This is a genomic window from Candidatus Sulfidibacterium hydrothermale (assembly GCF_020149915.1).
Classification (GTDB): domain Bacteria; phylum Bacteroidota; class Bacteroidia; order Bacteroidales; family F082; genus Sulfidibacterium; species Sulfidibacterium hydrothermale.
Genome location: NZ_CP083760.1, coordinates 2,180,055 through 2,194,603 on the forward strand (window position 1 = coordinate 2,180,055; position 14,549 = coordinate 2,194,603).

General features: G+C 38.7%; 14 protein-coding genes. 9 read left to right on the forward strand and 5 right to left on the reverse strand.

The genetic code is table 11. The features are described from left to right. Positions 1-35: 35 nt before the first annotated feature. Entirely contained in the window at positions 36-908 is an 873-nt protein-coding gene (gene sucD, locus LA303_RS08815) for a succinate--CoA ligase subunit alpha (protein WP_240524910.1), read from the reverse strand. A 117-nt stretch (positions 909-1,025) separates the two neighbouring features. Between sucD and mnmE the strand changes: the two genes are divergently transcribed. From mnmE to LA303_RS08860, 9 genes are all read left to right on the forward strand, one after another. Continuing rightward, positions 1,026-2,435 (forward strand): tRNA uridine-5-carboxymethylaminomethyl(34) synthesis GTPase MnmE, encoded by a 1,410-nt coding sequence (gene mnmE, locus LA303_RS08820; RefSeq protein ID WP_240524911.1) that lies wholly within the window; start codon positions 1,026-1,028, stop codon positions 2,433-2,435. A gap of 269 nt (positions 2,436-2,704) precedes the next feature. After that, positions 2,705-3,346 (forward strand): helix-turn-helix domain-containing protein, encoded by a 642-nt coding sequence (locus LA303_RS08825; protein ID WP_240524912.1) that lies wholly within the window; start codon positions 2,705-2,707, stop codon positions 3,344-3,346. After that, positions 3,331-4,488 carry a tyrosine-type recombinase/integrase gene (locus LA303_RS08830; RefSeq protein ID WP_240524913.1) on the forward strand — a complete coding sequence of 386 codons (1,158 nt, stop codon included), beginning with the start codon at positions 3,331-3,333 and terminating at the stop codon, positions 4,486-4,488. The genes LA303_RS08825 and LA303_RS08830 overlap by 16 nt, the downstream gene beginning before the upstream one ends. A gap of 123 nt (positions 4,489-4,611) precedes the next feature. Beyond that, positions 4,612-5,697, forward strand: a complete 1,086-nt coding sequence (locus LA303_RS08835; RefSeq protein WP_240524782.1) for an IS4 family transposase — start codon at positions 4,612-4,614, stop codon at positions 5,695-5,697. Positions 5,698-5,736: 39 nt separating this feature from the next. Further along, the gene (locus tag LA303_RS08840; protein ID WP_240524914.1) at positions 5,737-6,657 is read left to right on the forward strand and encodes a hypothetical protein; all 921 of its coding nucleotides are present in this window, start codon (positions 5,737-5,739) and stop codon (positions 6,655-6,657) included. A 143-nt stretch (positions 6,658-6,800) separates the two neighbouring features. After that, positions 6,801-7,145, forward strand: a complete 345-nt coding sequence (locus LA303_RS08845) for a helix-turn-helix domain-containing protein (RefSeq protein ID WP_240524915.1) — start codon at positions 6,801-6,803, stop codon at positions 7,143-7,145. A 109-nt stretch (positions 7,146-7,254) separates the two neighbouring features. After that, the gene (locus LA303_RS08850; protein WP_240524916.1) at positions 7,255-8,649 is read left to right on the forward strand and encodes a YfjI family protein; all 1,395 of its coding nucleotides are present in this window, start codon (positions 7,255-7,257) and stop codon (positions 8,647-8,649) included. A 157-nt stretch (positions 8,650-8,806) separates the two neighbouring features. Beyond that, positions 8,807-10,114 carry a DUF6965 family protein gene (locus LA303_RS08855; RefSeq protein WP_240524917.1) on the forward strand — a complete coding sequence of 436 codons (1,308 nt, stop codon included), beginning with the start codon at positions 8,807-8,809 and terminating at the stop codon, positions 10,112-10,114. Between the two features lie 68 nt (positions 10,115-10,182). Continuing rightward, positions 10,183-10,827, forward strand: coding sequence for a hypothetical protein (locus LA303_RS08860; protein ID WP_240524918.1), 645 nt, complete (start codon positions 10,183-10,185; stop codon positions 10,825-10,827). 282 nt (positions 10,828-11,109) lie between these two features. Here the strand turns inward: LA303_RS08860 and LA303_RS08865 are convergent, their stop codons facing one another. The 4 genes from LA303_RS08865 to LA303_RS08880 form a co-directional block, all read right to left on the reverse strand. Continuing rightward, the gene (locus tag LA303_RS08865; protein ID WP_240524919.1) at positions 11,110-11,631 is read right to left on the reverse strand and encodes a hypothetical protein; all 522 of its coding nucleotides are present in this window, start codon (positions 11,629-11,631) and stop codon (positions 11,110-11,112) included. 19 nt (positions 11,632-11,650) lie between these two features. Beyond that, positions 11,651-12,775 carry an RHS repeat-associated core domain-containing protein gene (locus LA303_RS08870; RefSeq protein WP_240524920.1) on the reverse strand — a complete coding sequence of 375 codons (1,125 nt, stop codon included), beginning with the start codon at positions 12,773-12,775 and terminating at the stop codon, positions 11,651-11,653. A 190-nt stretch (positions 12,776-12,965) separates the two neighbouring features. Beyond that, complete coding sequence (locus tag LA303_RS08875; RefSeq protein WP_240524921.1) at positions 12,966-13,520, reverse strand: hypothetical protein; 555 nt, start codon at positions 13,518-13,520, stop codon at positions 12,966-12,968. Position 13,521: 1 nt separating this feature from the next. Next, positions 13,522-14,517 (reverse strand): RHS repeat-associated core domain-containing protein, encoded by a 996-nt coding sequence (locus LA303_RS08880; RefSeq protein ID WP_240524922.1) that lies wholly within the window; start codon positions 14,515-14,517, stop codon positions 13,522-13,524. Positions 14,518-14,549 lie beyond the last annotated feature (32 nt).

A 14,549-nucleotide genomic window follows, 5' to 3' on the forward strand; every position in this document is an offset into this window, starting at 1 on the left:
CAAATAACCTCTTTCAACCTACAAATGATAAAAAATTATGCTCCAAGAAGTTCGAGCATTTTATTTCCAATTTCGGCAGGAGAATCCACTACATGCACACCGCATTCACGCAAGATGGCTTTTTTGGCTTCTGCTGTATCTGCTTTTCCACCGATAATAGCACCGGCGTGTCCCATGGTACGTCCTTTAGGCGCTGTTGCCCCGGCAATAAAACTTACCACCGGTTTAGTACCGTTTTCTTTAATATAGTAAGCCGCTTCGGCTTCCATGTTTCCGCCGATTTCGCCGATCATCACAATCCCTTTGGTTTCCAGATCGTTCATAAACAATTCAACGGCTTCTTTGGTTGTGGTTCCGATAATCGGGTCACCGCCAATTCCGATGGCTGTGGTTTGTCCCAATCCGGCTTTTGTCAGCTGATCAACGGCTTCATAGGTAAGGGTTCCTGAGCGGGAAACAATTCCTACTTTACCTTTTGAATGAATAAATCCGGGCATGATTCCCACTTTGGCTTCGCCGGGCGTAATAACACCAGGACAGTTAGGACCTACCAGCCGGCTGTCTTTATCTTTTAAATATTCTTTTACTTTCACCATATCTTCGGTAGGAATACCTTCGGTGATACAGATAATCACTTTTACACCGGCTTCGGCTGCTTCCATAATGGCATCGGCAGCAAACGGCGGCGGAACAAAGATAACCGAAACATCGGCGCCGGTTTCATCAACCGCTTCTTTTACCGTATTAAACACCGGTTTTCCCAGATGTTGCTGTCCGCCTTTTCCGGGAGTAACCCCTCCTACTACATTGGTTCCATACTCAATCATTTGTGAGGCATGAAAAGTGCCTTCGCCCCCGGTGAAACCCTGAACGAGAACTTTCGAATCGTTATTGACTAAAATGCTCATTTTAACAAATTTTTGTATCCAAATTTTTTTTAGAAGTGCCAAAGGTAATATGTTTTGTTTAAACTTTTCAACTAACTTGCTTATTTTTGTTTTTTATAAATAATTTCGATTTTTATCATGAACAACTCATTATCAAACAATTATAATCAAGACACCATCGCAGCCATTGCCACTCCTGCAGGTTCCGGAGCCATAGCAATGATCAGAATCTCAGGAAAAAACAGTCTTGAAACCGCTTTCCGGTGTTTCCGTCCGGCAAATAAAAACATCCGGATCGGGAATATCCAAAGCCACCGGTTATATTTCGGAGAAATCGTTGCAGACAACAAAATACTGGACGAAGTTTTACTGAGTTACTTTAAAGCCCCCCATTCTTACACCGGAGAAGATGCCGTTGAAATTTCCTGTCACGGTTCCCTTTATATCCAGCAAGCCCTTTTACAGGCTCTTCTTCAGGCCGGAGCGCGACTGGCACGGCCCGGAGAATTCACCCTGCGGGCTTTTATGAACGGAAAAATGGATTTGACCCAGGCCGAAGCCGTGGCCGACCTGATCGCTTCCGAATCAAAAGCAGCCCACCAGCTGGCCATGCAGCAAATGCGGGGAGGCTTTTCGGAAAAGATCCGCGCCTTAAGGAAACAATTGGTGCATTTCGCTTCCTTGCTGGAACTGGAGCTGGATTTCAGCGAAGAAGATGTGGAGTTTGCCGATCGCCGGGACTTTATGGCCCTGCTCAACGAAATGCAAGCCGAGCTTTCGCGGCTTATCGAATCGTTTAAAATGGGTAATGTTCTGAAAAAAGGAATCCCGGTGGCCATTATCGGAAAACCCAACGTAGGAAAATCGACCCTGCTCAATGCCATCTTAAATGAAGAAAAAGCCCTGGTTTCGGATATTCCGGGCACTACCCGCGATGCCATAGAAGATACCATCACTTTAGAAGGATATTCTTTCCGTTTTATTGATACGGCCGGACTCCGCCCGTCGGATGACCTGGTGGAAAAAATGGGCATTGAAAAAACCAAAGATAAAATTGAACAGGCACGCCTGATCCTTTATGTCTGCGACATCAGCAACATGAACAAAAAAAACATGGAAAAACTACTGGAAGAATATAAATCGTATATCCATCATAAAGACAAACATTTTATTCTGGTAGCCAATAAAATTGATCAGCTGGAAGAAGTTCCCGGCCATTTAAAAGAATTGCTTGAACTGGAAACGGTTTTCGTATCGGCCAAACGAAAAGAAAACATCCATCTTTTGGCCGAAACACTGGTCAATCATGTAAAAAACGACCGTTTTGACGAAAACATTCTGGTCAGCAATTCACGGCATTACGAAGCACTGGTTCGCACCCAGGAGGCCATTCAGGCGGTAAAACAAGGATTTAACACCAACCTTCCGGCTGATCTGATCGCCATCGACCTGCGCCAGGCCCTGTATCATTTGGGAACCATTACCGGCGAAGTAACCACAGACGAAATCCTGGGAAATATTTTCAGCCAGTTTTGTATCGGGAAGTAACGTTGACAAAGAAAACCGATACCAAATCCAACCAAACCCACGATAGGCCTTGATTTCAAGGCCTTTTTTTAATGAACAATGTTGATAACTATTTTGTGTTATTTTGCGATGTAAGGTACAAATTTGTACCTTTGTTGTACCAATACTTGAATTGGATTTTTTATGAGACAATTTTGTACCCCGAATGGTTTACAAAGTTTACAAAATGGAACACTTTAATACAAATTTAAACACTATTCGGGCGAATAAACCAAAAATTAGGTACAAAAATGAGTAGCAATATCAAAGTACAACGCATCTGCCAGTATTGCGGAAAAGAATTTACGGCCCGTACCACGGTGACCAAATACTGTTCTCATCGGTGCGCAAGCAGGGCAAACAAAGAAAAAAAACGAGCCGAAAAAGTACAAAAGTCAAATATCGAGACCAAAAAGACAAAAAACAAACCCATTGAAGAACTGAAAGCCAAAGAGTTTTTAACTGTCACAGAAGTATCTCAATTAATTAATTGTTCCCGACAGAACGTTTATAAACTCATCAATTCCGGAAAATTGAAAGCCACCAACATTCTTGAAAAGAAGACCATTATAAGGCGGGTGGATCTTGATGCTTTATTTACGGAATTACCCGATACAGATATCCGGGAATCAATACCAGAACAACAAAAAAAAGACTTAAGCACATGGAGGGAAGCCGGTCAATTTGATATTTCAGATTGTTATACCATTTCTGAAGTTCAGGAAAAATACGGCATTTCAGATAAAGCATTGTATGACATCATCAAACGGAACCACATTCCAAAAATAAAAAAAGGCTGGTATGCTTATGTTCCGAAACCACTTATCGACCAAATTTTTAAATCAGACAATAAAAAAAATCATAAAACAAAAAGGGCATGGCAATCAAAGTAACATTAAGAGAAAAAAGCATTTCCAAAAAACGCAAAAGCCTATATCTTGACTTTTGGCCAGCTATCCCCCACCCTAAAACCGGTAAACCAACCCGCAGAGAGTTTTTGGGGCTTTACATATTTGAAAAGCCCAAGAACCCCATCGACAAACAGCACAATACTGATACACTGAGAATAGCCAGAAGTATAAGGCAAAAACGCGAAAACGATTTAAACAAACCCGAAATTTACAGCCAATATGAGAAAGAACAATTGAAGCGAAAGGAACTGGGCGAGCAAAATTTTGTCGAATATTTTAAAAAACTAGCCGACAAACGAAAAACATCGAACCACGACAACTGGATATCCGCCCTTCATTATCTTGATGAGTTCACAAACGGAGAATTAAGGTTTGCCGACCTCAATGAAAGAATAATTAATGAGTTCAAAGAGTATTTACTCACGGCAAGGAGCCGCAGAAGCAATAAAACAAAACTTTCTCAAAATTCAGCTGTTTCATACTTTAATAAGGTAAAAGCCGCCTTAAAACAAGCCTACAAAGACGGAATCTTACAAACAGACCTGAATACCAGAATAAGCCCAATAAAAGCAGCCGAAACAAGAAGAGAATACTTAACGATTGATGAATTAAACAGTCTCGTAAAAACCCCCTGTAACGATGAATTACTGAAACGTGCTGCTCTCTTTTCAGCTCTTACCGGATTACGGTTTTCAGATATCCAAAAAATGATTTGGAGTGAGTTGGAATACATCAAGGGGCAAGGCTATTTTTTGAATTTTAGCCAAAAGAAAACGAAAGGCATAGAGTATTTACCGATTTCGGAACAGGCATACAGCTTAACACAGGGGGAAAAAAACCCAAAAGACATGCCTCAGGACAAACATGTATTTGATGGATTGAAATATTCGGCCTACAATAATAAGCACCTGTTTCAATGGATTGGTGCAGCCGGCATAACTAAAAATATCACTTTTCACAGTTTCCGGCATACGTTTGCCACGCTGCAACTTTTTAATGGTACGGATATCTACACTGTTTCCAAAATGTTAGGCCATAAAAGCCTGAAAACAACACAGATTTACACTAAAATTGTGGATGAAGCCAAACGGAAGGCAGCAAATAGAATTAAACTGAACATTTAATAAAAAATTCTTAGTACATGACAAAAAATAAATCACTGATAATCAGCAAAATAACCCTTAAAAAGTTTGGATAAAACATTGGTATTCAGTATCTTAGACGAATATTTACCAAGTATTTGTCAGATGAAGAATACCAATGTCAGCAGTAAAGATAGTCATTTAGTTTCAGTTTTAAAGGAACATTTTGAAGGCAGGCTGAATTTAGCCCGGATAAAATTCATATCATTATTCATTATTGCTTTAACAAAAGTAAGGACTGTTCATTTTGAGAGCCTGGCAAGGGGATTTGATACTCAGGCAGAAGAAAGTTCTTCCTTGCGCCGTATCCAACGATTTATCTCATCCTATTCTCTTGATTCTGATTTAATCGCAAAATTAATTTTCAGTTTATTGCCCCACAAAGAACGATTAACACTTTCTATTGACAGAACCAATTGGAAGTTTGGCAAAACAGACATAAACATCTTTATGCTTGGCATAGTGTATCAGGGAGTAGCCTTTCCATTATTGTTCAGTATGTTAAAAAAACGGGGTAATTCCAATTCGCAGGAAAGGATAAACCTGATTGAACGATACATCAACCTTTTTGGAAAAGGTACGATAGAATGTATTGTTGCAGACCGGGAATTTGTTGGTGAAAAATGGCTTAAGTATCTTAACAATAATAACCTGCACTATTATATTCGTATCAGAAATAATTTTAAAGTTTTTGTTCCCAGAAAGAATAAAACCATTAAGGCATTTTGGTTATTCAATGCATTCAGGATAAATGAGTTTGTATATTACCCCAACATTGTAGAAGTAAACGGACAGTTGTGCTATTTGTCCGGAAGCAAATTACATAACGGAGAATATCTAATTCTGGTATCATTTACCAAACCGGAAAAGGCTGATGATTACTATAAACAACGATGGCAAATAGAAATGACCTTTAAAGCCATGAAATCAAGCGGTTTCGATATTGAAAAAACACACCTTTCAGATATCAAAAGAATTGAAAAACTCGTCTTGTTGATTATGGTTGCTTTTGTCTGGGTTTACAAAGTGGGTATTCATATCCATCAAAATATCAAACCGATTAAAATTAAAAAACACGGTAGAAAAGCAAAAACAATCTTTAAAACAGGTCTCGACTTTATTACAAAATGCTTTCTTAATGATAGTTATACTCCTGAGTTCAATATCTTCCAATTTTTGTCATGTACTTAGTAAAAAATTAAAACATATAATAAAAAGTAAATTCAGCCTATGAACTGGAAAGAAATGGATGGAGATGAAATAATAACACATTTTCTGAACACAGGAGAGTTACCCTGGAAATACACATTAAAAATACCAATGGATAAACTTATACTGGAGAACGGTAATGTAAAGATTAAGTACCGGGATTATCTGGATATAATCGCTAAACAGGACAACCCTTGGGAAAAACTCAACCATGAACAAAAAATGTTAATTGCAGCTAACACGGAAGGATTTTGGGAAAATTTTAACAGCGTGGTATTAATGGACATTATTTACCGCTCGGAAAAATACATTGCTTTATTTAAACAAGACGACTATCAAAAAGCTGTATTTGATGAACATACTCCGTTTGAAACAAAATTTATGAGAAAGACCATTTTAATATATCTTGATTTACTTTCCAATCCGGTTAAATACTTTGATTCAAGAAATAAAACAGGCAAAAGAATTCTTATATACATACGCTCTCAACTCAATTTTCTTATTACCATGTTGAAGAAAATGAACGATATAGACAAACAAACAACCCCCATCTTTCAGAGTAATGCATCTAAAAAAATGGAACAATCGGAACTCGTAATAAATGGCCTTAACGAATATAAATTTTTTGATTATCTGGAAAGTCACAATTTCAAAACAGAAAGCATTTACAAAACAATCAAAAAACATTCTGGAAAAGAATTGATATCATATACTATTGCACTCCTAAAAGAATTAGGATATCTTGATTATTTCTTTAAAGAATTTACCAAGACAAAGTCTGAGGGATTTAAAAAATTAGGAAAAGTTTTTGGTGTAAACCAGAGAAGAATAAAAGGTAACGTCAATATTTTAAATCCGAAAAGCACAGAAAACCCTCTTCAGTTTACCAGCTATGAGCATATAGACAAAATAAGGTCCAGGTTAAAAGATTACAAGAATTAGGCTTAATGGGCAAAATTGATGCTAAACTATTTTCACATCATAACAGCTTCATCTTCAAGAGGGCGCAAAAGGGACGAATAAAGGGCTCTTAGCCCTAAAACACCCACCTACTATTGCAAAATAAACAGATAAAATATTTTGCAATGGAAAAAACTTTAACATTCGAACAATTACCCAAAGCGGTTACAGAACTCACAAAAGAAGTTAGTGAGTTAAAACAGTTATTGCTTAATAAAAGCATGGAACAGCCTGCTAATTTACCCGAGCAACTTCTTACAATACAAGAAGCCGCCGAACTTATGAAGCTGTCGGTGCCGACTATGTATAGTAAGGTATCAAAAGGAGAATTACCCGTTATGAAACGAAGCAAACGTCTATATTTTTCCCGGACTGAATTAATAGAATACCTGAAAATCGGACGCAAAAAAACAAACAGTGAAATCGAGTCAGAAGCAGAAATGTATTTGAGAAACCAAAAAAAAGCATAAACCATGAGGAATAATCAAACAAACGGCTTTACCCGCATAAGTAACATGGGATTCCATGCTTCCAGTTCCAGACCTACATTCTTTAGCACCAAATCATTAAACAACAATTATGAATACACCCTCTACATTTGACATCAAGAGTCTCAACAATCCGGCAACTTTCATTAACCATGTAAATCAATTACAAGAAAAGCTAACCAACTCTTTTCCGGTTGAAATATTCCCAAAACCTGTTCAGGATATCATTACGGAAACCAACAACAGTTTGGAATTTCCGGTAGACTTCATTGCTGCTTCCATGCTTTTTGCCGCATCGGTGGCCATAGGGAATACACATAAAGTGGAAATCAAAAAAGGTTTTCAGGAAAATGCCGTCCTGTATCTTGCCATTGTTGCCCGCGCCGGCACGAATAAGAGTCATCCGCTGAGTTTTGCCATTCAGCCCATCGTGGAACATGACAAAACCACCTACCGGCAATACGAACAACAGAAGCAGGAATACGAGAGCATCATGAAGCTTTCTCCAAAGGAGAGAAAAGCCGAGGGCATAACGGAAGACCCTGTACAGCCGGTTTGGCAAAAAATGCTGTTGTCCGACTTCACTCCCGAGGCTTTGGCAGAAGTGCATAAATTCAACAGAAGGGGTATCGGCGTTTATGTTGATGAGCTGGCCGGTTGGTTTAAAAACTTTAACCGGTACAGCAAAGGAAGCGAAATGGAGTTCTGGCTTAGCGCCTGGAACAGTAAGCCCATTAATATCGACCGGAAATCGAACGGCCCTGTTTTTATTCCTTCTCCTTTTGTTTCTGTGGCCGGAACAATCCAAAACGGGGTTCTGAAAGAACTGGCCAAAGAAAACCGGACACAAAACGGTTTTATCGACAGGATCCTTTTTGCTTTCCCGGATAATATCCGCAAACCTTACTGGAGTGACACGGAAATCAATCCCGATATAATCCACAACTGGCAAACCATTCTCACAAACCTGTTGTCCATCCCCTTAATTTTAGATAATACGCATAACCCGGAACCGGAAACCTTAAGGTTCCGGCCGGAAGCAAAAAAACTGCTCTTCGACTGGCAGAAAGAGAACGCTGACCGCTATAACGAAACCGAAGATGAAACCATTAGCGGTATTTACAGTAAGCTGGAAATGTATGTGGCCCGTTTTGCCCTGATTCTTGAATTACTCCAATGGGCCTGTGGCGAGAGTAACAGAGAAGCGGTTGGTCTGAAAGCGGTATCCGGGGCCATAAAATTGGTGGACTATTTTAAACGGTCGGCCATAAAGGTGTATTCCATTATTTCTAACAGTGACCTGCTGGAAAAGTACCCCAACGACAAAAAGGAACTGTTCCGTGCTTTGCCTCAAAAGTTCACTACGGAAGAAGGTGTCCGGATAGCCCTTGAGCGGAACGTTCCGGAACGTTCTTTTAAGCGGTTCCTGAAACAAAAAGAACTATTCCAAAATGTCAGCCGGGGAGTTTACGAGAAGTTTTCATAGAACCATAACCCCTGGCATTTGTGGCACAAGTGGCACTAACTTTTAAAATTCCGGTCTGTTTTGTGCCGCTTGTGCCGTTTATGCCGCTTGTGCCACCTGTTTTCATTTTCAAACATTAATTACTAATCCTTTTACCTGAATCTTTAAATCTAATAAAATGCATCATAGCAATCCATATACTAAACCTTTACCCAAACTGGAGCTGGACAAGAACCGGCGAAGGGTAAAATATTGCCCTTGTGGGAAAAGCAACAAGGATGGAAAATTTGTGCCGTTTAAGGGATATGATGACAAAGGGTATTGCCACAGCTGTGGAAAAACCTTTTTGCCCGAGCTGCCTGCGTACAGTTTTCAAAAAGACTTTGCCTGGGCAAACCAGCCGGAAACCCAAAAAAGGCCTTCCCGGCCGGTGTCGTACATTTCCGTTGAGACACTGGAAAAAACCCTGACGGATTATTACAGAAATAACTTTGTGTTGTTCCTGGTGAATCTTTTTGGCGTTGACCTTGCCGATGAGTTGGTCAACCGGTATCACATTGGGACTTCCGGTCTTTGGCCGGGTGCCAATATCTTTTGGCAAATAGACTATGAAGGGAAAATCAGAACGGGAAAAATAATGCTTTACAATGCCCGTACGGGAAAAAGGGTGAAAAAGCCTTTTAGCCATATCTCATGGACGCACCTTTCTGCGGATACCGGCGGTAAAGCCGGGTTTCTCCTGCAACAGTGTTTTTTTGGCGAGCATCTTTTAAAAGACTGTACACAACCGGTGGCTATTGTAGAAAGCGAAAAGACGGCCGTTATTGCCAGTGCTTATCTTCCACAGTTTGTTTGGCTGGCTACGGGAAGTATCACCAACCTGAAAGCGGAAAAATGCCGGGTTCTTGCCGGAAGACATGTTGTATTGTTTCCTGACCTCAATGCTTTTGACAAATGGAGCCAAATCGCTGCCGAACTGGAACAGCTCCTGCCCCATTCCCGGTTTAATGTCTCCGGATTACTTAACGAAATGGCATCGGAGAAGGATAAAGAACAAGGGCTTGATCTGGCGGATTATCTTGTTCGTTTCCGCTGGCAGGATTTTCAAGCGGTTCATGATGACAGCAGTAGAAAGAAATATCCTGCTGCCGGAGAATTGGTGGAAGTTGTAAAAGTTGAGAAAAAAGAGCGGGAAACCACTGAACAGACTGCTTTACCTGTTTTTCAGCCGGAAAACAGTATTTCACCGCAATTGCTGGCAGAACACCAAAGGGATATTGAAGAACTGGAAACTTTTTTTAACGCAAGGACGCTCCCTTCCGGACGGCTTAAGCTTAACAAGTGGACTACGATTACAGATATGCCGTTGTTCGTGGACAGCCATTTGGCTACCATGAGAACTTACTGTGGTAGGAAACTCTTTAAACCTTACCAAATCAGGCTAACGGCACTCCGGGAACGGCTTGAACAGATGCACCGGTTGTAAATTACCGGGAAAACAGACATCAAAATGTAACTTATCATCAATACACATAAAATAAACGTAAATAAAAAATGAAACACCAACTTAAATGCCAATACTGTGGGGCAGAATTTACCGCAGAACGACGTAATGCCAAATATTGCAGCGATTCCTGCAGAACAATGGCCAGTAAAAAACGGCTGAAGCAGGTTCCTTCTGAAGAAAAGGTAGAAGAAAGGACAGAAAAACTGACTTTAACCTATTCTGTTAAAGAATTAAACCTGTTGCAAACAGAAACGGATTCCGCTAATGTCCCTTTGGAACAGTTTGTCCGGATAAAAAGCCTTATAACACAAGCATTGCTCAAGGAAAATGAGAAGAAAATAAAGCGGTTAACCGAGACAACGAATAAACTGAAAGTACAATTGTCTCTCTACACAAGCAAACCCTCCCAGGGCTTCTTCATTAAAATGTCACTCCGGAGAAGAAAACAATTGGAAAAGGAACTCAAAAGAGCTTTTCCCGGTATGGAATTTGAAGAAGCGGTGGAACAGGCAGCTTTTCGTTACCGGGACGATATTGACCTGGCCAAAAGCTTTGCTGAAGCGGAAGCGGAAGAAAAACTGGAAGAAGAAAGGATAAAACTTTTTGAAGATTGCAGCAAAGCCATCATAGAGAATATTGACAGACACTTAAGAAACAAAGAATTACAAGACCTTATAAACAGGAATAAGTAACCTGAAAGACAACAAGATTTGTATTAACCTGAGCGCGACATAAGGATATTATCCCCATTATACTGATATTTCTTCGCGCCGGCGCTACCCAAAGCAGTGGTGAGGTTGTTGTAGCCTTTTTGTGTGCGTTTTTGCTACATGATATAGCGAATGTGATACCTCTCCTTTTCCCTTTGTTTTGTTCTTTTTTCCCGGCTTGGAATGGTTGGATGCTGTTTGGCACAAGTCTCGCCTGCACACGGGCCGGGCGGGGAAGACCTGCGCCAGTTGGGCTGTATCAAGTTAACTATCACTAACCTTAAAAATATTTTTTCCTGGTTTAATATTATAAAACAAATTAATAAGGCTGAAAAATAATGTTAAATACGAAATAGTAACCAAAAGAAATAAATTATCTTTTGCAGAAAGAGATTCAACTATTGCAAACTTATACAAATCAAAACTGGTAGCAACTATTATTATTGGGGAGGAAAGCAATAATAATTTTCTGCTTTTAGCTCTTACTGCTAAATTTAAAGCAAGGCCACTGACAAAAAATGAAACCATAAAAAACGAAACTGCAATAATTAAATCAGTTGATTTACTAAATGCGTAAATTCCTTTTATCGTGTAAAAACCATTTACTCCATTGCGATAAAGATTCCAAAGCATTACTCTAAAATTATTAAAATAGTAGATAAATAAAATAGATGTGATAATTAAATGGATTGCTTTTACCCATATTGCAATTTTGGAGCTCTGAAGGTAATTTTTCCTTGCAGGTACAGCTACTGATACTATGTAAATAACTAATGCGTACAACATAATTTTTTATTTCTCTTTTTTATTTCTCTTTTTTATTTCTGCTTTGATATTGCCGTTTGTTTTTTCCCGATTCTAATAGTTCTATGGTTTTGCTAACAATTTCTGCACCTGCTTTTTTACCTGCAGTCGTCTGTGCTGCAGAAACAGTGCCAACTGGGGCATTTGCCTCTACAAATGCAGAAATCCATTGACCTGTTTTTGTATTATTTAAAAATGTCCCGACAACATAAGGTGCATCTTGAGCTCCTTTTGTTATTTTAAGAGCTTTCCCTGCTAATGTTCCAACTGCTTTTTCTGCTGTTGCCCCGGCAGCCTCTTTTACAGAAGTGCTGGTAGCAGCAAACACCTTTACCCCTGCACTTCTCAAAGACATAACGCCCTCAACACCACCAATTGCAACAAACAACAAAGTATTAAAAGCAGCTTGTGTAATTGGATTTTCGAGAAAATCTTGTTGTATTTTATAAATACCTAATTTATTTCCTGCATATAATGTTCTCTGATAATCTGTCATTTTACTGGTAACTTCAACTTCATTTAAGCCAATACTTGCACCCTTTTTTTGTCCATTAGATCCATAATACACAAGTTTCTCGTCCTCTCCCGTTCCTTCTACCCCATAGCCTGTCTTTCCCCAGTATTTATCGCCAGATTTTAAATCGGGATCATCAGAACTTGTCACATTTTTATCCCATTCAACTTTTTTAGTCCCATCTGTAAGGGTTTTCTCAACCCAGTCCTCAAACATACCATCCGGATCAGTAATATTCACAGGGTTGTTAAAAGCATATCTGTAAGGGGTCCAGCTTGGTGCTTTCTCCGCCATCGGGTCAGGCACAAACCACCTCCCCAAACTGGCATCATAAAACCGTGCCCCGTAATCGTACCACTCCAACCCAAAGTCCTCTTGTAGTTCTTTGCCGTTATACAGATATTTCTTCGCTGCGGCACTGCCCAAAGAGGTGGTGAGGTTGTTGTAGCCTTTTTGTGTGAGGCCGAAGGGATAGTAATTGGTTTCCTTTACAATGGCTACCGTGCCGGCATTGCGCATGAAACTCAGGCGGTTGTTGCCGAGGTGATTCGCGCCGGAGGCGGATTTCCGCTGCGCTCCAACTTTGTTCCGGATTTCCGTTGTTTTTATCATGGCGGCGTTTTCATCATTGTGGCCGGCGGGGTTTGACTCCTACGGAGTAAAGATAGGGAAAGTTTTGGTTTTAGGCCGAGCGGGAAGACCTGCGCCAGTGGGGGGGCTGCTTATTTTGGTTATAGTTTTGCTATGTCAAGGATGTAATAATTTGTGGCATAGTTTTATGCAATTTTTTATCATCCATAATTTAAAGTTTATTATTATACTTTTTATAAATTTTTTTTAAATCAAAGTTTTTAATTGATATTGGATTAGAAAATAATATGCTATCTTTAATTATTTTTTTTTCTAAATTATTATAAATTTTTATTTCAATTTTATTAAGATATTTATTGTTAAAGACAAAATTATTTTGGTGACTAAAATTAAAGCCTCCCCACTCAAATAATATGTTAAAACCTTTATCTGTATTCACCAACCCTTTGTATTCAAAATTTTTAACTTCGTCACTTGAAGGTAAATTGATTTTTTTGATAATTTTGTTGTTATTATATATATACAAAAATGGATAATTTTCCTTGATAACATACTTATTATTAGTATTTGATTTTAATTTTTTATCATTATTTTTTAAACCATTACTTTTTTTAACCTTTAATGTTTCATGTTTTCTTGGTATTATTTTTTTTTCATTGTTAATCCAATTCTTATTTAGTTTGTCTTGTTTATCTCCTTTTTCTATACAACTAATCAAAGTAGATAATAAAATTAACATGGTAATTGCATTTTTTAAATTCTTCATCTTAAAATGTTTTTTTCCAAAATATAGATAATCCCTTGGCGCCAGTTGCTTCTAATTTAGGTAGTCGATAATCAACGGCATTTTCCTTGTAAAATCCAAAAGAAAACAAATTATATGGTTTAAAAAAGTCAATAGAAGGCGTGGAATAATCCCTGCCATTATATCTTATGAAACCATTATGATAAAATTTACTACTAACTACTTTACTTATGTGACTAAATAAAGTATTTAAAGGAATAAAAATTGAAGTATATTGTCTGAATTTTGGGTGATTTGTCCCTTTCATTATAAAATCAATACCATCCCATTGAGTTGCTCCACCAGTTGGATCAGGATTTCCTAATAAAACATTGTTAACGGCAGCTCTTGCATATCTAGCTCTTAAACTATTATCAGATGTTGAAAGTTCTGTTTTGTCACCAACAGATGAATATCCAGTATTTAATAAATCATACATATTACTTCCTCTCCTTTTTGCTTCGTTGTTTGCAGTATGAGCAAGCCATAAAAATTCTTCTCTATCTGTTGAACCACTTTCTTGCTTGATAATATTTGAAATTACTTGATATTCTGAATGATTAATAGATAATTCTTGTGAATTTGTAGCATTAGTTACAATACCTTTATCGTTTTTTGTAACATTATCGGCAACGTATACTTTATTATCATCTTTACCGTCAGTTCCTAAATATCTCCCGTCTCGTCCATAATAATCGCCATCTAACATTCCGTCAGGATCAACTCTACTTATTGGATTTCCCTGCACAAAGTTATAAGGTGATACCCAAGCTCGTTCATCAGCCATAGGGTCTCTCCAAAAGAAAGGAACATCGGGATAATAGAAGCGGGCGCCGAAGTCGTATGCACCTAAATTTAACTCATCTTGCAGTTCTTTTCCGTTGTATTTATATTTCTTTGCTCCGGCACTTCCCAAAGAGGTGGTGAGGTTGTTGTAGCCTTTGTGGGTGAGGCCGAAAAATGGATAACGGGTTTTCATGTTGTTATTATACTGTCTGGTTTTCGGTGGAT

What these genes read in the sequence shown, in the direction of transcription:
- sucD (WP_240524910.1), bottom strand. Translation starts at nt 908, where the DNA reads ATGAGCATTTTAGTCAATAACGATTCGAAAGTTCTCGTTCAGGGTTTC.
- mnmE (WP_240524911.1), top strand. Translation starts at nt 1,026, where the DNA reads ATGAACAACTCATTATCAAACAATTATAATCAAGACACCATCGCAGCC.
- LA303_RS08825 (WP_240524912.1), top strand. Translation starts at nt 2,705, where the DNA reads ATGAGTAGCAATATCAAAGTACAACGCATCTGCCAGTATTGCGGAAAA.
- LA303_RS08830 (WP_240524913.1), top strand. Translation starts at nt 3,331, where the DNA reads ATGGCAATCAAAGTAACATTAAGAGAAAAAAGCATTTCCAAAAAACGC.
- LA303_RS08835 (WP_240524782.1), top strand. Translation starts at nt 4,612, where the DNA reads ATGAAGAATACCAATGTCAGCAGTAAAGATAGTCATTTAGTTTCAGTT.
- LA303_RS08840 (WP_240524914.1), top strand. Translation starts at nt 5,737, where the DNA reads ATGAACTGGAAAGAAATGGATGGAGATGAAATAATAACACATTTTCTG.
- LA303_RS08845 (WP_240524915.1), top strand. Translation starts at nt 6,801, where the DNA reads ATGGAAAAAACTTTAACATTCGAACAATTACCCAAAGCGGTTACAGAA.
- LA303_RS08850 (WP_240524916.1), top strand. Translation starts at nt 7,255, where the DNA reads ATGAATACACCCTCTACATTTGACATCAAGAGTCTCAACAATCCGGCA.
- LA303_RS08855 (WP_240524917.1), top strand. Translation starts at nt 8,807, where the DNA reads ATGCATCATAGCAATCCATATACTAAACCTTTACCCAAACTGGAGCTG.
- LA303_RS08860 (WP_240524918.1), top strand. Translation starts at nt 10,183, where the DNA reads ATGAAACACCAACTTAAATGCCAATACTGTGGGGCAGAATTTACCGCA.
- LA303_RS08865 (WP_240524919.1), bottom strand. Translation starts at nt 11,631, where the DNA reads ATGTTGTACGCATTAGTTATTTACATAGTATCAGTAGCTGTACCTGCA.
- LA303_RS08870 (WP_240524920.1), bottom strand. Translation starts at nt 12,775, where the DNA reads ATGATAAAAACAACGGAAATCCGGAACAAAGTTGGAGCGCAGCGGAAA.
- LA303_RS08875 (WP_240524921.1), bottom strand. Translation starts at nt 13,520, where the DNA reads ATGAAGAATTTAAAAAATGCAATTACCATGTTAATTTTATTATCTACT.
- LA303_RS08880 (WP_240524922.1), bottom strand. Translation starts at nt 14,517, where the DNA reads ATGAAAACCCGTTATCCATTTTTCGGCCTCACCCACAAAGGCTACAAC.